Below are 16,251 nucleotides of genomic sequence, written 5' to 3'. Positions count from 1 at the left end.
AACCGGCCTTAACCTTCCTGGCCCAGCCAGGCGCCGTGATACAGCACGTAGCCGGCGCCGCCGTAGGCTTCTCCCTGCAGCCTTGGTGTCTGCACATAGAGCCGCTGCACCAGCTCCACGATGGGGATGAACAGGCCCTGCTCGATGACGTAGCGCTGCGCGTCGGCGAGCAGCTGCGCGCGCTGCTTGCGGTCCGCCGCCGTGGTGATCGCTTCGGCCAGACGGTTCAGCGTAGCGTCGCTCTGGCCCAGCTTGAACCAGTCGTCGCCCTTGTGCGCATTGGTCAGCGCGCTACCCACTACGCCCGCATCGAGGAAGCTGCGCGACGATTCGGAAAACGGCACGCTGTTGTTGTTGCGGACGCGCGCATTGAACGTGGGCACGTCGACCACCTGCAAGGCGGCATTGATGCCCACCTGCTGCAATTGCTGGCTGACTACCTCGCCGACCTGGCGCGACGTGCTGACCCAGGGGCTGGCGTACAGCTTGAACTCCAGCTTCTGGCCATCCTTGGTACGGAAGCCGTCCTTGCCTGCCTTCCAGCCGGCTTCGTCGAGCAGGCGCCGCGACGTGTCGGGATCGTAGGCGAACAGCTTGCTCAGGTCGACCGCTTCCGGGACATTGGATTGCAGCAGGCTCACCGACAGCTTCCAGTCGTCGGTGAAGACCGTATTGAGGATTTCCTTGCGGTCGATGGCGTGCTGGATGGCGCGGCGCAGGCGCACGTCGTCGAAGTGCGGAGTCTGCGTGTTGACGCGATAGCCGCCGGTGAAACCCAGCGCTTCCGGCACCGTCACCTTCAAGCCTTTGGCCTTGAGGGGCCGCAGTTCCTGCGGCGAGACATTGAAGGCGACCTCGGCCTGGCCCGCCTCGACGGCCGCGGCGCGCAGTGAGGGGTCGCGCACGACCTTGAATGTGATGCGGTCCAGGCTGGCCGCACCCTGGTGGCCGATGGCGGCTGGCCCCCAGTTGTAGTCCTTGCGCTTGACCAGCACCACGCTATCGCCCTGGCGCCAGGAGGCGACGGTGAACGGGCCGCTGCCGACCTGCTTGCCCAGGTCGCCCAGTTCCTCGGTTTTCAGGTTGATGCTGGCCAGGGTCTTGAGCACCGTCTTGTGATAACCGAGCGTCCCGATGAAGCTCAAGGTGGGGCTGGAGAACGTGACGCGCACCGTATGGTCGTCGACCGCGACGGCGCCTTGGTAATGTTCGGAGGGGAACAGGCCCAGGCGCGCGATGCCGCGGCTGGGGTCGCCCTTGGCCCAGAAGTCGATGTTGGCCGCGACCGTGCGCGCATCCACCGCGCTGCCATCGGAGAAGGTCACGCCATGCTTCAGATGCAGGGTGAATTCGGTTTGCTGGGCGTTCTCGTCCCAGCGTTCGGCGATCCACGGCGTGGGCTGGCCTTTCTCATCGACGTAGACCAGCTTGTCGGCGATCTGGCCCCAGACCACGCCCGTGAAGTTGTCGATCTTTTCGTTGGGTCCCCAACCGGTATCGAGGTTGTCGATGAGGAACGTCAGTTCTCCACCTTCGCGCCGCGCGCCGAGGGCGGGCGCGGCCACGGCGGTGTTCAAGCCCAATGGCGCCAACCCATCCCACGTGGCGGCAACGCCCGCCGAAACCAGTTTCAAGAAAGTGCGGCGCTCGAAACGCATGAATACTCCCAACTATGCTGGATGACACAGGCATTATCAGGAATACGGGCGCGGAGAATCAGACTGATTCCCCATATGCTCATTGGGCGCGTCAGGCTTGTTTCGCCGCGGCTTCGCGCGTGATCAGTTCGAGCTTGCGCGTCACGCCCCAGCGATAGCCTGCGAGTTCGCCGCTCTGGCGCACCACGCGATGGCAGGGGATCACCAACGCCACGGGATTGGTGGCGCAGGCGCGTGCCACCGCGCGCACGGCGGTGGGCGAGCCGATGCGTTGCGCCAGTTCGGTATAGGTAATGGTGGTGCCGGGCGGGATGGCGCGCAGGGCCTGCCAGACCCGTTGCTGGAAGGCGGTGCCGCGCACGTCCAGCGGCAGATCCAGGCCTTGCGCCGGATTCTCCACGTAGCCCACCACGGCGGCAACCCAATGCTTGAATCCGTCGTCGGCGCCTTCAAGAGTCGCTTGCGGATAGCGGTCCTGCAATTCGCGCACCAGCGCCGGCGCATCGTCGCCCAGGGCGATTTCGCAGATGCCCTTGGGCGTGGCCGCCACCATCAACGCACCCAGGGTGCATTGGGCGACCGCGAAACGGATGTCCAGGCCCAGGCCGCCACGGCGCCGCTCGGTGGGCGTCATGCCCAGCATGGCCGTGGTGTTCTCGTAGAAACGGCCGCTGGAATTGAACCCGGCGTCGTAGAGCGCCTGGGTGATGCTGCTGCCCTGGTCCAGTTCGCGGCGGGCGCGGGCGGCGCGCAAGGCGCTGGCATAAGCCTTGGGCGTGATGCCGGTCAGGGATTTGAAGACGCGGTGGAAATGGAAGCGGCTGAGGCCCGCCTGCTCGGCCAGGGCGGCGAGGTCCGGCGTGTCGCCGGCTTCCATCGCGCGGCAGGCCTGTTCGACCAGGGCGGCATGGCGGGGGATGGGCATGGCGTTGTCGTTCATGGTGGACTCCTTGCGGCGCATGGCAATGCGCGATGAGCCATCTTCGCAAATGGCCGCCGTCCCCGTCACTCCGCTTATTGCGTTCGGCGCGGGTCAGGCCGCCAAGGGTGCGCGCGAGGCATAGAGCTGCAGGAAGCGGCGCAGCAAACTGGCGGATTCCGGCGTGTCGCGCAGTTCGCCGGCCAGCTGGCCCGCATCGATTTTTTCCCGGGCATAAACGTCGGCGTAAAGACCCAGGTGTTCGCGCATGAAATCGACGGCGAACTCCGGATGGAACTGGCTGGAGACGATATTCGGGGACATACGCAGCAACTGGTTGCCGTCCATGGCGGTAGCCGCCAGCGACCGGGCGCCCGGCGGCAGTTCGACCACGGTCTGTTCGTGCATGGTCTGTACCGGGAAGGCGCGCGGCAAGCCTTCCAGCAAAGGATCGTCGGCGCTGCATTCGAGCTGACGCGTGCCGACTTCACGGCCGGCCGGGTTGTAGTCGACCCGTCCGCCCAAGGCGTGCGCCAACAATTGGTGTCCGTAGCAGATGCCGAACATGGGGAGCTCGTCCTGAGCGGCCTGGCGCAACCAGACCGCCGTTTCCTCGCCCCAGGCATCGTGGTCGGTGACGTTGGCGGGGGATCCGGTGATCAACGCCGCGCGGTAATGCTGCGGTGCGAGCGGCCGCGCGCCTTTATAGACAGGCACGATATGCACGTCGTCATCGTCCAGGCCGGCGGCCGCCTGCATGAAGTGGGCATAGCCGCCGAAGCGCTCGGAGAGCTTGGCGTTGGGGTTGCCGGTATGAAGAATCAGAACGGGAAGGTCGGATCGGTCCAAGATGGGGTCACTCTGCAGCGGATCGCGGGGCGGCCTGGGCAGGCCGCTGGCGCCATGATAATCCACCCACTAAATCCAGGCCGACAGGAATGATCCCAAAATCGTACAATCCCTGTCGACCGGGCGCTGTCCGGACCTGAAGTCTCGCGGAGAAGAAATCTATGTGGATCTGGTTCGGATTGGCTGTCCTCGCGCTGATCGGGGAAATCGCCGGCGGGACCACTTTCTATCTATTGCTGGTGGCCGTTGGACTGGCGGCGGGCGGCCTGGCCGCGTTCGCGGGCCTGAATATCGAAGCGCAACTGCTGATCTGCTGCGGCGTCGCGCTGGCGGGCCTGCTGATCCTGCGCCGGGCCGGCGTGTTGAAAAAACGTGAAGTCGATGCCACGCGCAATGCCGATGTGAACCTGGACATCGGCCAGACGGTGCGCGTGGATGCCTGGGAGGCGGGCGGCACGGCCCGCGCGCAGTACCGCGGCGCCAGCTGGCAGGTGGAACTGGCGCCGGGTTATCCGCCCCAAAGCGGGGAATTCATCATCACGGCGGTACGCGGCAGCAGCCTTATCGTGGCGCCGCGTCCGGTCCCCGCTCATTCATAAGACGACCCTGTCGTCATTCTCACGGAGATCCATAAGATGTTCACCACGCTCGATCCCTCTTCCATCGTCTTGATAGTCCTGGTTCTGCTGGTGATCCTGATCATCGTGAGGGCGATCGCCATCGTGCCGCAGCAACACGCCTGGGTCGTGGAGCGGCTCGGCAAGTTCGACCGGGTGCTGTCGCCCGGCGCGGGATTCGTCATTCCCTTCGTCGAACGCGTGGCTTACAAGCATTCGCTCAAGGAAATCCCGCTGGACGTGCCCAGCCAGGTCTGCATCACGCGTGACAACACGCAGCTGCAGGTCGATGGCGTGCTCTATTTCCAGGTGACCGACCCGATGCGCGCGTCCTACGGGGCGTCCAACTATATTTCCGCCATCACCCAGCTGTCCCAGACCACGCTGCGTTCGGTCATCGGCAAGCTGGAGCTGGACCGCACCTTCGAAGAACGCGAGTTCATCAATACCACCATCGTGGCGTCGCTGGACGAGGCGGCGCTGAACTGGGGCGTCAAGGTCCTGCGTTATGAGATCAAGGACCTGACCCCGCCGAATGAAATCCTGCGCGCGATGCAGGCCCAGATCACCGCCGAACGTGAAAAGCGCGCCCTGATCGCGGCCTCCGAAGGCCGCCGCCAGGAGCAGATCAACATCGCCACCGGCGAGCGTGAAGCGGCGATCGCCCGCTCCGAAGGCGAAAAGCAGGCCCAGATCAATCAGGCCCAGGGCGAAGCGGCAGCGGTGCTGGCCATCGCGGAAGCGACGTCCAAGGCCATCACCCAGGTGGCCGAGGCCGTGCGCCAGCCCGGCGGCATGGAGGCCGTCAACCTGAAGGTAGCGGAACGCTATGTCGAGGCCTTCGGCAACGTGGCCAAGCAGGGCAACACGCTGATCCTGCCGGCCAACGTCGCGGACATGGGCAGCATGGTGGCTACCGCCATGTCCATCGTCAAAGCCACGCCACGCTAGCCCACTCCGCACGCTGACCATCATGGCCGAAGCCACGACGCTATTCATCGTCATGGGCTTGGCCAGTTTGCTCATGCTGGGCGTGCTGGGCTCGCTCATGCGCAGCGGCATTCCCGGCGTCAAGGCCTGCATCCAGGCCGCCTGCGCCACAGCCCTGGGCATCGCGCTGACGACCGCCCAGCCGGTGCTGCCGCCCATCCTGGGCGTGTTCGTGGCCAATATGGCCATGGGCCTGGGCATGGTCCTTTACCTGGTGGCGGTGCGGCAGTTCTTCGGGCAGCGGCTGCCCGTGGCGGTCATGGCCGTCGTGCTTGGCGTGGAGTTCGCCGGCCTGGTCCTGGTCTGGTACGCCTGGCGCGAGACCTCCACGCATCTGGTGTTCGTATCGGCCATCTACGCGCTGCTGGCCGCGGCCATCGGCATCACCGTATTGCGCAATCGGCCCTATCACCGCCCGGCTTACCCGTACACGCTTACGGTGGGGGTGGCGATGTTCGTGGCAGTGGGGTACGCCGTGCGGGGCATGGTCTACCTGCTGCGTAACGATAGCGCCGCCGCGCCGGTGCAATACTCGCCGATGCAGATCGTGTTCCTGGGCGTGGGCCTGATGGCGCTGCCGGGCCTGACCCTGGCGATGATCATGATGATCCACGACCGCATGCTGGAGGAACGGGAGTCCGAGCCGGACACCGACCATCTGACCGGGCTGTTGTCGACCAATGCCTGGTGGCTGCTGGCGGAAAAGATCGTGGCCCGCGCCTTGAGCACGGACAAGCAACTCTCCCTGCTGATGCTGGACATCGACCGCCTGCAAAAAATCAACGATGCCTACGGGCATCAACTAGGTGATGCAGTTCTGCAGCATTTCGGTACACTTGCGGACGACGTGCTGCCCGGCGAGGAAATCGTCGGGCGTATCGGGGGCGAAGAGTTCGCCGTGCTGTTCCCCGATACCCGCATCGACGCGGCGCTGTTCGCAAGCGAAAAACTGCGTCAGGTCTTGCGGGGCAGCGCGTGCAGCCAGGGCGGCTGGTCCATCAACTACACCTTCAGTGGTGGGCTGGTGCAATGGAATGGTGAAGAGAGCGCGCAGGCTTTGGCCCAGCGCGCCGGTGAAGCGCTGAACGCCGCCAAGGATGGCGGCAGGGATCGAATCGTGGCACATCGCTAAGCGATCAAGGGGAGAACTGCCGGCATGATCGGTCCCACTATCATGATGGTCATCGCGATGCTGGCCTGCCTGATCATGTTGGGACCCTCGGGCGCGCTGGCGCGAGCGGGCATCCCGGGCTTGCGGTCCTGCTTCCTGGCGGCGGCCTTGACGGTGCTGGCGGTGTTGATCCTTGCGGCCCGGCCGGTATTGCCGCCGATCCTCGGCATCATGGTCGGAAATCCTTTGCTGGGGGCCGCGATGGCCCTGTACGTGGGCGCCGTCCTGCAGTTCTTCGGCCGTCCCGTGCCCGTGCGCGGGCTGGTGCTGATCGTCGTCATGGAAACGGTCGGACTCGGGTTTTTCCTTTACGTCTGGCCCGTTTTTGCCGTCCGCGTGGTCATCATGTCGATCATGCTTTGCACCCTGGCGGCCACCATTGCCGCCACCGTGTTGCGCTACCGGCCGCTGCACCGGCCGGCCTACCCTTATGTATTCATGCTGGCGGTGGCCGTGCTGTCGGCGGTCGCGCATGCGCTGCGCAGCCTGGTGTATCTATTTAATCTGGAGCAGGTCGACACCCTTGCGCAGGCATCGATATTCCAGACGGTGCTGGTGTCACTCATCCTTCTGACCCTGCCTGGCCTGACCCTGGGGATGATCATCATGGCGCATGACCGCCTGCTGTCCACGCGGGAAGTAGAGGCGGGCATGGACGGTTCGACGGGGGCGCTGTCGCGCAAGGCCTGGTGGCTGATGGCGGAAAAGACGGCGTTGCGCGCGGCTCGCAACGACCAGCGATTCTCCGTGCTGGTGCTGCAGATCGACCACTATCAGCACATCAACGACACCTGCGGGCGTCTGCTGGGCGACGCGGTGCTGCAGCACTTCGTCATGTTGGCGGGCGCCGTGCTGCGCGAGGAGGACTTGCTCGGTCGCCTGGAAGGGGAGACGTTCGCCGTTCTCTATCCCGATATCCGCATCGATGCCGCGCAGTTCGCCAGCGGCAAGCTGTTGCAGACCGTGCGCGATACCGCATGTACCTACGGCAGCTGGTCCATGGGCTATACGTTCAGCGGCGGAGTGGTGGAATGGGATGGCCACGAGGACGCGCAAGCGCTGCTCGGACGGGCCGCGCAGGCCTTGGCGGCGGCCGAGGAAGAGGGAAGGGATTGCATCGTGGTGCGTTGATGATCAACAAATAAGAGAAATAACAATATGCCTACTCCTACTTTATGGCTCATCGTAGTGCTGGTCATCTGCCTGTTGATGACGGGCATCCTGTTCTCGCTGCGCCGGGGCGGTCTGGCCGGCGTGAGCATGTGTGCCTGGGCGTCGGCGATAAGCTGCGTCGGCGTGGCGTTCAATACCTCGATACCCCTGAATCCGGTGCTGCCGTGGCTGCCGTTCGGTTTGCTGGGAAGCACGCTGTTCGGCCTTGGCATCGTGCTGACCTGGGCGGGCTTGCGGCAGTTCTTCGGCTTGAGCGTGCCGTGGGTGGCACTGAGCGTCTTGACGGTGGTCTACATCACGGTGCTGACGCTGCGCTGGTACGTCTGGCCGGATTGGGCCTACCGCACGGCCACCGTGTCAGCCTTGCGGGGCCTGATGTCAATGGCGATCGCCGTACTGGTGTGGCGCTACCGGCCCCGGAATCGCGCGGCGTTCTCGTATTTCTTCACGATCGTGATGGCCGTCGGGCTGGGCCTGATGCACGTCTGGCGCTCAGGGGTGTACTTCCTGGGGCTGGATTCCATCAATGCCTTGGCGCAGGCGTCGACGATCCAGAACATCTATTTCAGTGTCGGCCTGGTGACCTTGCCCGGCATGACGCTGGGCATACTCATGATGATCCATGATCGTCTGCTGGGCCAGGGCGCGAAGCTGGCGGCACGGGGCCGCTAGGCGGTCAGTCGTCGCGGCGCGCGTTGCGGGTGTCGTGCTTCATGATGCGCTCTTTCTCGCGCGCCCAGTCCTTGTCGCGCGAGGTGTCGCGCTTGTCATGCAGCTTCTTGCCGCGGCCCAGGGCAAAATCCAGCTTGATGCGGCCATTCTTGTAGTGGAGATTCAGCGGCACCAGGGTGTAGCCGCGTTGTTCCACCTTGCCGATCAACTTGCTGATTTCCTCGGCCTTCAGCAGCAGCTTGCGCGTGCGCGTCGCATCCGGATGGATGTGCGTGGACGCCGTCACCAGGGGGCTGACGTGCATGTTCAGCAGGAACAGTTCGCCGTTGCGCACGATGACGTGGCTTTCGTTCAACTGGACCCGGTTGCCGCGGATCGCCTTGACTTCCCAGCCCTCTAAAACCAGGCCGGCTTCGAAGCGATCCTCGATGAAGTATTCGTGGCTTGCTTTGCGATTATCGATAATGCTCATGGGAGTCCGGCATGTGCCGGCGCGTATAGCCGGTAAAATGCTGTCATTCTAGCCATTTGCGATAGTCGATGCACAACGTACAAAGATCCGTCCTGGTGCCTTACAGCGACGCCCAGATGTTCGAACTGGTAGCCGGGGTGGAAAAATACCCCGAGTTCATGCCCTGGTGCGGGGGCGCTGAAGTGCACTCGCGCGACGAGCATGGCATGGAGGCCTCCATCGTCATCAGCTTTGCCGGATTGAAGCAGCGTTTCAGCACCCGCAATAAACACGTCTTTCCGGAGCGCATCGACCTGGAACTGGTCGACGGGCCGTTTTCCATGCTGGTGGGTCATTGGCACTTCCAGGCGCTGTCGCCCGATGCCTGCAAGGTGCTGTTCACCATGGAATACGAGTTTTCCAGCCGCGCGCTGGAGATGGTGGTGGGGCCGGTATTCAACCGTATCGCCACCAGCTTCATCGACTCCTTCACCAAGCGGGCGCAAGTCGTTTATGGTGAATAAGGCCGAGGCCGGCCAGCCGGCGTGCGCCGCCGCCGGGCAGCTGTCGGTACAGGTCTGCCAGGTCTGGCCCAAGCGGGTCTGGCAGGTGCGCCTGACCCTGACCGCCGGCGCCAGCGTCGCCGACGCCCTGGCCGCCAGCGGTTACGAGCAGGCCTTTCCCGGCGTTGACCCCTGGGCCCATGGCGTCGGCATCTACGGCCATGCCGTCAAGGCCGAGGACGCCCTGCGCGACGGCGATCGGGTCGAAATCTATCGCCCGCTGACCTTCGATCCCATGGAATCGCGCCGCCGCCGCGCCGCCCACCGGGGCCGCAAGATGCCCGTGAGCCGGCCGCAACGCACCCCGAAAGCACGCCGCTGACACGCAATGTCGCCCGGACGGCAGTCCTGCGCGCCGCCTTGATCTATGCTGCTTATGGATTGACGTTAACGTCAACGTCAATGGAAGGGTCAAGCTGGCGTAATATTCCAGCAGGCCCCCGGCGCGCAGGGCGGGTCGCCACGGCGATCCCGGCAAACCGGTATGCCCTGCGTCACATTTCAACGTAAAAATGCAGCGCGGCCATAAGCCGCCAGAGGAGACAAACGTGGATCTGGATCTGACCGAGGAACAGCAGGCCTACGCCCAGGCGGCACGCGAATTCGCCCAAGGCGAGCTGGCCCCGCACGCGGCGCGCTGGGATGCCGAAGGCATCTTCCCCAAGGAAGTCTTCCACAAGGCCGGCCAGCTGGGTTTCTGCGGGCTGTACGCCAGCGAGGAGATCGGCGGCCTGCAACTGCCCCGGCTCGACGCCACCCTGGTCTTCGAGGAGATGGCGGCGATCGATCCTTCCACCACCGCTTTTCTGACCATCCACAATATGGCGACCTGGATGGTGGGCAAGTGGGGGAGTGATCGCCTGCGTGCCGATTGGGGCGAAGCGTTGTCCTCCGGCGCCAAACTGGCCTCCTATTGCCTGACCGAACCGGGTTCCGGGTCCGACGCCGCGTCCTTGCGCACCAGCGCCACCCTGAGGCCCGACGGCGCCCATTACCTGCTCAATGGCGCCAAGGCTTTCATCTCCGGCGGCGGTGATACCGACCTGCTGATCGTCATGGCGCGTACGGGCGGCAATGGGGCCGGCGGGGTCAGCGCCTTCGCCGTGCCGGCCGACCTGCCGGGCATCACCTACGGCCGCAAGGAAGACAAGATGGGCTGGAACAGCCAGTCCACCCGCGCCATCACCTTTGAGAACGTCCAGGTCGCGGCTGACAATATGCTGAGCGAGCCGGGGCAGGGCTTCAAGCTGGCCATGCGGGGACTGGACGGCGGCCGCATCAACATCGCCACCTGCTCGGTGGGCGCCGCCCAGGGCGCGCTGGACGCGGCGCGTCGCTATATGTTGGAGCGCAAGCAGTTCGGCACGCCGCTGGCTGAGTTCCAGGCGCTGCAGTTCAAGCTGGCCGACATGGCGACGCACCTGGTGGCATCCCGCCAGATGGTGCGCCTGGCGGCCTGCAAGCTGGACGCGGGCGCGGCCGACGCCGGTACCTATTGCGCCATGGCCAAGCGCTTCGCCACCGACATGGGTTTCCAGATCTGCCTGGACGCGCAGCAGATTCATGGTGGTTACGGATATTTGCGGGACTATCCTCTGGAGCGTCTGGTGCGCGATACTCGCGTGCATCAGATTCTGGAAGGGACCAACGAGATCATGCGTGTGATCGTGGCCCGCCAGCTGTTGGAAAAAGGAGCTGAACTACGATGAGCGATTCCGTGTTGTATGAGGAACGCGCGACCCGCAACGGTCTGAAGATCGGGGTGGCGACGCTGAACGCGCCGCAGACCCTCAATGGCTTGTCGCTGGAAATGGCGCGCAGCCTTACGCATCGGTTGAACGAGTGGGCCAATGACCCCGACGTGGTCATGGTCCTGCTGCAGGGCGCCGGCGACAAGGCGTTCTGCGCGGGCGGCGATCTGCATGGCCTGTACCGCAGCATGCGCGAGACGGCTGGTCAGGGGGCTTGGGCCAATGTCTATGCGCGCGAGTTTTTCGAAGTCGAATATCGCCTGGATTATCAGATCCACGCCTATCCCAAGCCCATCCTGTGCTGGGGCCATGGCTACGTCATGGGCGGCGGCATCGGCCTGATGATGGGGGCGAGCCACCGCGTGGTCAGCGAACATTCGCGCCTGGGCATGCCGGAAGTGTCCATCGGCCTGTTTCCCGACGTGGGCGGCAGCTGGCTGCTGAACCGGATGCCGGGCAACACCGGGTTGTTCCTGGCGCTGACCGGCGCCCAGTTGAATACGTCGGATGCGTTTTTCGCCGGGCTGGCGGACTTTCATGTGAAGCATGCGGACTGGCCGATCCTGGTCGAGTCCCTGCTGGACCTGCCTTGGGCCGGTTCGCGTGGCGGCGCCAGTACGGACACGGAAGGGTCCTTCGCGCCCCGTTCCATCAATGACGGGCTGCTGCGGCGCGCCCTGATCGCGCTGGAGCCCAGCGAGACCCTGGAGCCGGGGCCTTTGCGCCAGCATTCCTTCATGATCAACAACGTGTGCTCGGGCACCAAGCTGGATGAAATCCATGCCGAGATCGCTCGGCTGGCCGAGCACAGCGACCCCTGGTTGGCGAAAGCCGCCAAGACCATGCTGGCGGGTTCGCCGGGAACCGTGCGGCTGGCGTTCTCCTTGCTGCAAAGGCTGCGCCAGCGCTCGCTGGAAGACGTGTTCCGTGCGGAGTACGTGGCGGCGCTCGTGGCGACCGCGCACGGCGATTTCGCCGAGGGCATCCGGGCCTTGCTGATCGACAAGGACCGCCGGCCCCGCTGGAATCCGCCGACCCTGGACGAGGCGGGCGACGTATGGGTGCAGAAGTTCTTCCAGGAACCCTGGCCTTCGCACCTGCCGCATCCATTGGCGGATCTGGGGACGTAGGGAAGCTTGGCAAGGCGTTTCCCGAACATGGTTTGAATGCTCAAGGAAAACCCGTCAGGGTTTTCCTGTTTTAAATCTGTCGTACAAGAACAAGATGTGCCGCGCCCCGCGCGGACACGCCTGATCGCAGCAAGACATCGAGGAGACACTATATGAGCAAGATCGCGTTCATCGGGCTGGGCAATATGGGCGGGCCGATGGCCTTGAACCTGGTCAAGGCCGGCCACGACCTGACCGTCTACGACCTGGTGCCGGCCAGCATCCAGGCAGCCACCGCGGCGGGCGCGCGGGCGGCCGCGTCGGCCCGCGAGGCGGTGGCGGGCGCCGAGGTCGTGATTTCCATGTTGCCGGCCAGCAAGCACGTGGAGCAGCTGTATCTGGACGACGAGCTGCTCCTGGTCATCGACCCGGCCGCGCTGGTCATCGAATGCAGCACCATCGCGCCCGACAGCGCGCGTAAGGTGGCCGCGGCGGCGCAAGCCCGCGGCATCGCGATGATCGACGCGCCGGTTTCGGGCGGCACCGGCGGCGCGGTGGCCGGCACCTTGACCTTCATCGTGGGTGGTGAGGCGGCGGCGCTGGAACGCGGCCGGCCCATCCTGGAGAAGATGGGCAAGAACATCTTCCACGCCGGGGCGGCGGGAGCAGGGCAGGTGGCCAAGATCTGCAACAACATGCTGTTGGGGATTTTGATGGCCGGGACGTCGGAAGCCTTGGCGCTGGGCGTGGCCAATGGCCTGGATCCCGCGGTGCTGTCCGACATCATCGCCAAGAGCTCGGGCCGCAACTGGGCCACCGAGCTATACAACCCCTGGCCTGGCGTGATGCCGCAAGCGCCTGCGTCCAAGGACTATGCGGGCGGCTTCGGTACCGACCTGATGCTCAAGGACCTGGGGTTGGCGGCCGAAGCGGCGCTGTCGACCCGGTCGGCGACGCCTCTCGGTGAACTGGCGCGTAATCTCTATGCGCTGCATAGCGGCGGCGGGCACGGCAAGCTGGATTTCTCCAGCATCGTGAAGTTGTACGAGCCGAAGAAGTAGGGGGCAACGGCCATAGGCTGAAGTAGTGGGTGGCGGCCTTGGGCCCCCACGCCGGCATCCAGGCTGAGCGTGAAATCAGGGTCTTGGTTTATTGGGCGAACAACCGTAAATGGCCTTGCATGAGGAGCCCACTGTGGCGTACTGTATGCACGTACAGTACGCCGCCTATGGCGATGTCATGAATTTCTGGAGAAGATCATGCCGATGACTGCGCTTCAATTGGGAAGCGAGTTGGTCCGTCGGTCCGCTGCGCGCAATCAGACGGTGACCAACCTGGCCGTGCAAAAACTGGCGTATTTTGCGCATGGGTGGCATCTCGCATTGCTCGACCGTCCGCTCGTGGATAGTGCCTTTGAAGCGTGGCGCTACGGGCCGGTGTTGCCGCAGCTGTATCACGCGTATAAGGCGTTCGGCAATAACCCCATCCCGCCCAGTCACGCGTTGGTGGCGTCGCAGCCCGGTGCGGCGCTTGACGACGTATCAAGTGCCTTGGTCGAGCGCGTGCTGGAGCTGTATGGATCTCAAACCACCAAGCGGCTGGTTGAGCTGTCTCATGATCCGAAAGGGCCCTGGATGCCGGCGTATTCCGATGTGAACGTCTCCAGCACCCTCGGCGATGCGGCGATTCGTGATTACTTCAGGTCCTTGCAGTCGCACCAGTAAGGGATCTGGGTGTCGAACAAGAAGCCTAAGCCTTCTCCGGCGCAGCAGCAGGGGACAAGCAACCTGATCGACAGCATCGCGGCGCCACCGGTGGCGCCTGCAGGGCCGCCAGAGAATCTGTCCGAAGATACCGACGCGCCCAAGGGCGTGGGCTACGCGCAGCGCATCGTGGCCTTTGTCGACATCCTCGGCTTCAAAGAGATTGTTTATCGTTCTCGCGACGACCAGGATTTGCTCAATCAGATCTACGGTGCTCTCGACATTCGTAATAATGATCTGGCAGAGCTGTTCTCGCTAGAACTCGAATTAGGTCTCGCCGCGGACGATTTTGACGATCGATTCCACTCTTTCTCCGACTGCATCGTGATGTCCGTGAAGGACGATGTCACCGAACTCGGATTGCTCGTCTTCATGGTGTTCAAAATCTGTCGGCAATTGCTGCGTGCGGGGTTTTTGAGCCGGGGCGGCATTGCGCTTGGACCGCTGCTACATCAATTTCCGGACGATGAGAAACGGAAAGGCGCCAGCGGGGCGCCTTCACCGATGGTGTTCGGGCCTGCGTTTATTGATGCCTACAACCTGGAAGCCAATCACGCTGATGGTGCGCGCGTCATCATGCACACCAAGGTGTGGAAAATGCTCGATGGCCACTGCAATGACCATGCGGGGACGCGGCTGGCGCAGTTCTTTCGTACGCATGTCGAAAGAGCGGAGGACGGTCCGGCTTTTGTGAATCTCTTCGCGGATTTCCCCGGCAATGCCTTTTATCCGGCCGACTACGATGTGCGGGCCGATATCCAGGCCATCCAACACCAGTTGTGCAAGGCGCTAGACGATACCGCGGACAAGCCTCACCAGTTTCGCAAGAATGCGATGTTGGCCAACGAGTTCAATCTCGCCGTGAGCATGGCCGCATCGGTTCCGCGTTATTCGCACCTTGAGCAATACCTCATTCCTCGATGCACGTTGCCCAAGCGGCGGTCGTGAGAACGTTTTCCATCGTTCTACTTTGTTGCTGATTGCCGGATCGCGATTTCGGATGGTGGTGACGCGGTCCCGTCACGAGTCATGCTTTCTACGGTCAATGGCTTCGCACTATCGTCAATCCGCTCCGTCCGCTATCGACCCAAAACAGACCGTCGAGCTTAGCCGGGGAGGGCGTTCGCGGTGGGTGGCTATCCGAGCATGCCCCTATGACACAATGGTGGCACCTCGAACCGTATGCGACATACTTATGGCTGAGTCCGCCACCAACGCTTCGTTATTTAGCGCCTTTCCAATTTGCCTGCGGCCTGACGTGGCTATCGTCGGGGATTTGATTCAATGCAGGTACTCGACTCATCGGGGAATTCATGTCGTTATTCGAGGCGAGCGACTCAGTATTCCATATCGCATTCACCATAATGCCGATGAAACACTCTTTGCACGCTTGGACGCAACGCAAGCGCTGGTATACGCATGTGTGCTAACGCAACATCATGATGGGCGTGTGCGCCAGCGCCAGATCGAGCGATTAGCAAAGTCATCTGAGCCATGGGTAGCACCATTTGTCGTGCAACTCTGCGGAGAATACGTAATTGAAATTCTCCAGGCCGTCGAGTCTTGGCTTCCATCCATGCATCAAAGTAGCTACGCAGCATTACTCCTTGAAAATCCCCAATTTTTTCAAAGAACGCAGGATCGCATGGTCAGCTACTGGGATTGCTATCACCGTTGGTTGTACAAGCATAGAAGTGACTATGTTGGGTTCCGGCTGTTCGAGAGATTCCGCGAATGGAGCGCTGCGGCCCAACGTTTATCAACGAGCACGAGCAGGCAGTCCAAGCCGCGCCTTGGGTAGAATCGAACCCTTCATCGCCTTTCCCCGCGGCCCGCTTACTTGCCTCCCGATCCCGTCATGAGCACCCTAGGCCTGATACATCTGCCCTTGTTTCTCCTGTCGACGTTTCTGCTGAATGTCACGCCTGGTCCGGACACTGCCTACGTCGTCGGCCGCAGCCTGGCGCAGGGCAGGGCAGCCGGCCTGGTGTCGAGTTTCGGCATCTCGGCCGGCTGCTGTGTCCACGTACTGGCGGCTGCGCTGGGTCTGAGCGCCTTGCTGGCGGCGTCGACCTACGCCTTCGTCGTCATCAAATGCGTCGGTGCCATTTACCTGGCTTACCTGGGTGTACGGATGATCTGGGCCACGCGCAGAAGCGCGCCGCCAGCGGTGGCCACGCCGGTCGCAGCGGCGGGGCAACGGGCTCGCTCCTACCGCAAGCTGTTTTCCCAAGGATTCCTGACCAACGTCCTGAACCCCAAGGTGGCGTTGTTCTTCCTGTCCTTCTTCCCGCAATTCGTTGAACCCGATACATCGCATCGGACCTTGGCCTTCCTGGTGCTGGGTGGGATTTTCATCGTCATGTCGACCATCTGGAACGGCATCGTCGCGTGGGTATCCGCCAGCGTCTCGCGCGGGCTGTCGGGCAACGTCACGGTCAAGACCTGGGTAGACCGTACCGTCGGCGCCATGTTCATCGGCGTGGCGGCGCGCATCGCGACAACGTTGCGGTCATAGAGGCCGGTCATTCTGAAGGGATGACGATGCCGATGCCAGTGCCGATG

17 protein-coding genes are annotated in these 16,251 nt (G+C 63.4%); 13 read left to right on the top strand and 4 right to left on the bottom strand.

Annotation, left to right across the window (positions count from 1 at the left end):
* Positions 1–8: 8 nt before the first annotated feature.
* The 3 genes from ASB57_RS09365 to ASB57_RS09355 form a co-directional block, all read right to left on the bottom strand.
* On the bottom strand, positions 9–1,658 hold the full coding sequence (locus tag ASB57_RS09365) for an ABC transporter substrate-binding protein (protein WP_057651982.1): 1,650 nt from the start codon (positions 1,656–1,658) through the stop codon (positions 9–11).
* A 91-nt stretch (positions 1,659–1,749) separates the two neighbouring features.
* The gene (locus tag ASB57_RS09360; protein WP_057651981.1) at positions 1,750–2,598 is read right to left on the bottom strand and encodes a bifunctional transcriptional activator/DNA repair enzyme AdaA; all 849 of its coding nucleotides are present in this window, start codon (positions 2,596–2,598) and stop codon (positions 1,750–1,752) included.
* 93 nt (positions 2,599–2,691) lie between these two features.
* Positions 2,692–3,426 (bottom strand): glutamine amidotransferase, encoded by a 735-nt coding sequence (locus ASB57_RS09355; protein WP_156414110.1) that lies wholly within the window; start codon positions 3,424–3,426, stop codon positions 2,692–2,694.
* Positions 3,427–3,587: 161 nt separating this feature from the next.
* Here ASB57_RS09355 and ASB57_RS09350 point away from each other — a divergent pair, with 161 nt between their 5' ends.
* The 5 genes from ASB57_RS09350 to ASB57_RS09330 are packed head-to-tail and all read left to right on the top strand — an operon-like array spanning position 3,588 to position 8,049.
* On the top strand, positions 3,588–4,025 hold the full coding sequence (locus ASB57_RS09350) for an NfeD family protein (protein ID WP_057651980.1): 438 nt from the start codon (positions 3,588–3,590) through the stop codon (positions 4,023–4,025).
* A 36-nt stretch (positions 4,026–4,061) separates the two neighbouring features.
* On the top strand, positions 4,062–4,994 hold the full coding sequence (locus ASB57_RS09345) for an SPFH domain-containing protein (RefSeq protein WP_057651979.1): 933 nt from the start codon (positions 4,062–4,064) through the stop codon (positions 4,992–4,994).
* A gap of 22 nt (positions 4,995–5,016) precedes the next feature.
* Complete coding sequence (locus tag ASB57_RS09340; RefSeq protein ID WP_057651978.1) at positions 5,017–6,165, top strand: diguanylate cyclase; 1,149 nt, start codon at positions 5,017–5,019, stop codon at positions 6,163–6,165.
* A gap of 24 nt (positions 6,166–6,189) precedes the next feature.
* On the top strand, positions 6,190–7,335 hold the full coding sequence (locus tag ASB57_RS09335) for a GGDEF domain-containing protein (protein ID WP_057651977.1): 1,146 nt from the start codon (positions 6,190–6,192) through the stop codon (positions 7,333–7,335).
* Positions 7,336–7,362: 27 nt separating this feature from the next.
* Positions 7,363–8,049 (top strand): hypothetical protein, encoded by a 687-nt coding sequence (locus tag ASB57_RS09330; protein ID WP_156414109.1) that lies wholly within the window; start codon positions 7,363–7,365, stop codon positions 8,047–8,049.
* A gap of 4 nt (positions 8,050–8,053) precedes the next feature.
* Here ASB57_RS09330 and smpB read toward each other — a convergent pair whose 3' ends face one another.
* The gene (gene smpB / locus ASB57_RS09325; RefSeq protein WP_057651975.1) at positions 8,054–8,521 is read right to left on the bottom strand and encodes an SsrA-binding protein SmpB; all 468 of its coding nucleotides are present in this window, start codon (positions 8,519–8,521) and stop codon (positions 8,054–8,056) included.
* A 68-nt stretch (positions 8,522–8,589) separates the two neighbouring features.
* Here smpB and ASB57_RS09320 point away from each other — a divergent pair, with 68 nt between their 5' ends.
* The 8 genes from ASB57_RS09320 (at position 8,590) to ASB57_RS09285 (ending at position 16,204) form a co-directional block, all read left to right on the top strand.
* A complete protein-coding gene (locus tag ASB57_RS09320; protein WP_057651974.1) occupies positions 8,590–9,024 on the top strand; it encodes a type II toxin-antitoxin system RatA family toxin in 435 nt (144 codons plus the stop codon).
* Positions 9,014–9,385 carry an RnfH family protein gene (locus ASB57_RS09315; protein WP_057651973.1) on the top strand — a complete coding sequence of 124 codons (372 nt, stop codon included), beginning with the start codon at positions 9,014–9,016 and terminating at the stop codon, positions 9,383–9,385. Before ASB57_RS09320 ends, ASB57_RS09315 begins: the two co-directional genes overlap by 11 nt.
* A gap of 226 nt (positions 9,386–9,611) precedes the next feature.
* Complete coding sequence (locus ASB57_RS09310) at positions 9,612–10,772, top strand: acyl-CoA dehydrogenase family protein (RefSeq protein ID WP_057651972.1); 1,161 nt, start codon at positions 9,612–9,614, stop codon at positions 10,770–10,772.
* On the top strand, positions 10,769–11,944 hold the full coding sequence (locus ASB57_RS09305) for an enoyl-CoA hydratase/isomerase family protein (RefSeq protein ID WP_057651971.1): 1,176 nt from the start codon (positions 10,769–10,771) through the stop codon (positions 11,942–11,944). The genes ASB57_RS09310 and ASB57_RS09305 overlap by 4 nt, the downstream gene beginning before the upstream one ends.
* 152 nt (positions 11,945–12,096) lie before the next feature.
* Positions 12,097–12,984, top strand: a complete 888-nt coding sequence (gene mmsB / locus ASB57_RS09300) for a 3-hydroxyisobutyrate dehydrogenase (protein WP_057651970.1) — start codon at positions 12,097–12,099, stop codon at positions 12,982–12,984.
* Positions 12,985–13,182: 198 nt separating this feature from the next.
* On the top strand, positions 13,183–13,647 hold the full coding sequence (locus ASB57_RS09295; protein WP_057651969.1) for a Panacea domain-containing protein: 465 nt from the start codon (positions 13,183–13,185) through the stop codon (positions 13,645–13,647).
* Positions 13,648–13,656: 9 nt separating this feature from the next.
* Positions 13,657–14,634: a hypothetical protein gene (locus tag ASB57_RS09290; protein WP_231755379.1), complete on the top strand. Its 978-nt coding sequence runs from the start codon at positions 13,657–13,659 to the stop codon at positions 14,632–14,634.
* Between the two features lie 910 nt (positions 14,635–15,544).
* The gene (locus ASB57_RS09285; protein WP_057651968.1) at positions 15,545–16,204 is read left to right on the top strand and encodes a LysE family translocator; all 660 of its coding nucleotides are present in this window, start codon (positions 15,545–15,547) and stop codon (positions 16,202–16,204) included.
* Positions 16,205–16,251: the final 47 nt, after the last annotated feature.

It is taken from the genome of Bordetella sp. N, assembly GCF_001433395.1.
Taxonomy (GTDB): Bacteria; Pseudomonadota; Gammaproteobacteria; order Burkholderiales; family Burkholderiaceae_B; genus Bordetella_C.
The sequence above is the reverse complement of the archived record's forward strand: the minus strand, read 5'-3'. Positions and strand labels throughout refer to the sequence as shown.

Bases quoted from the DNA above. Each gene is read 5' to 3' on its own strand.
- ASB57_RS09365 (WP_057651982.1), bottom strand. From the start codon at position 1,658: ATGCGTTTCGAGCGCCGCACTTTCTTGAAACTGGTTTCGGCGGGCGTT.
- ASB57_RS09360 (WP_057651981.1), bottom strand. From the start codon at position 2,598: ATGAACGACAACGCCATGCCCATCCCCCGCCATGCCGCCCTGGTCGAA.
- ASB57_RS09350 (WP_057651980.1), top strand. From the start codon at position 3,588: ATGTGGATCTGGTTCGGATTGGCTGTCCTCGCGCTGATCGGGGAAATC.
- ASB57_RS09345 (WP_057651979.1), top strand. From the start codon at position 4,062: ATGTTCACCACGCTCGATCCCTCTTCCATCGTCTTGATAGTCCTGGTT.
- ASB57_RS09340 (WP_057651978.1), top strand. From the start codon at position 5,017: ATGGCCGAAGCCACGACGCTATTCATCGTCATGGGCTTGGCCAGTTTG.
- ASB57_RS09335 (WP_057651977.1), top strand. From the start codon at position 6,190: ATGATCGGTCCCACTATCATGATGGTCATCGCGATGCTGGCCTGCCTG.
- ASB57_RS09330 (WP_156414109.1), top strand. From the start codon at position 7,363: ATGCCTACTCCTACTTTATGGCTCATCGTAGTGCTGGTCATCTGCCTG.
- smpB (WP_057651975.1), bottom strand. From the start codon at position 8,521: ATGAGCATTATCGATAATCGCAAAGCAAGCCACGAATACTTCATCGAG.
- ASB57_RS09320 (WP_057651974.1), top strand. From the start codon at position 8,590: ATGCACAACGTACAAAGATCCGTCCTGGTGCCTTACAGCGACGCCCAG.
- ASB57_RS09315 (WP_057651973.1), top strand. From the start codon at position 9,014: ATGGTGAATAAGGCCGAGGCCGGCCAGCCGGCGTGCGCCGCCGCCGGG.
- ASB57_RS09305 (WP_057651971.1), top strand. From the start codon at position 10,769: ATGAGCGATTCCGTGTTGTATGAGGAACGCGCGACCCGCAACGGTCTG.
- mmsB (WP_057651970.1), top strand. From the start codon at position 12,097: ATGAGCAAGATCGCGTTCATCGGGCTGGGCAATATGGGCGGGCCGATG.
- ASB57_RS09295 (WP_057651969.1), top strand. From the start codon at position 13,183: ATGCCGATGACTGCGCTTCAATTGGGAAGCGAGTTGGTCCGTCGGTCC.
- ASB57_RS09285 (WP_057651968.1), top strand. From the start codon at position 15,545: ATGAGCACCCTAGGCCTGATACATCTGCCCTTGTTTCTCCTGTCGACG.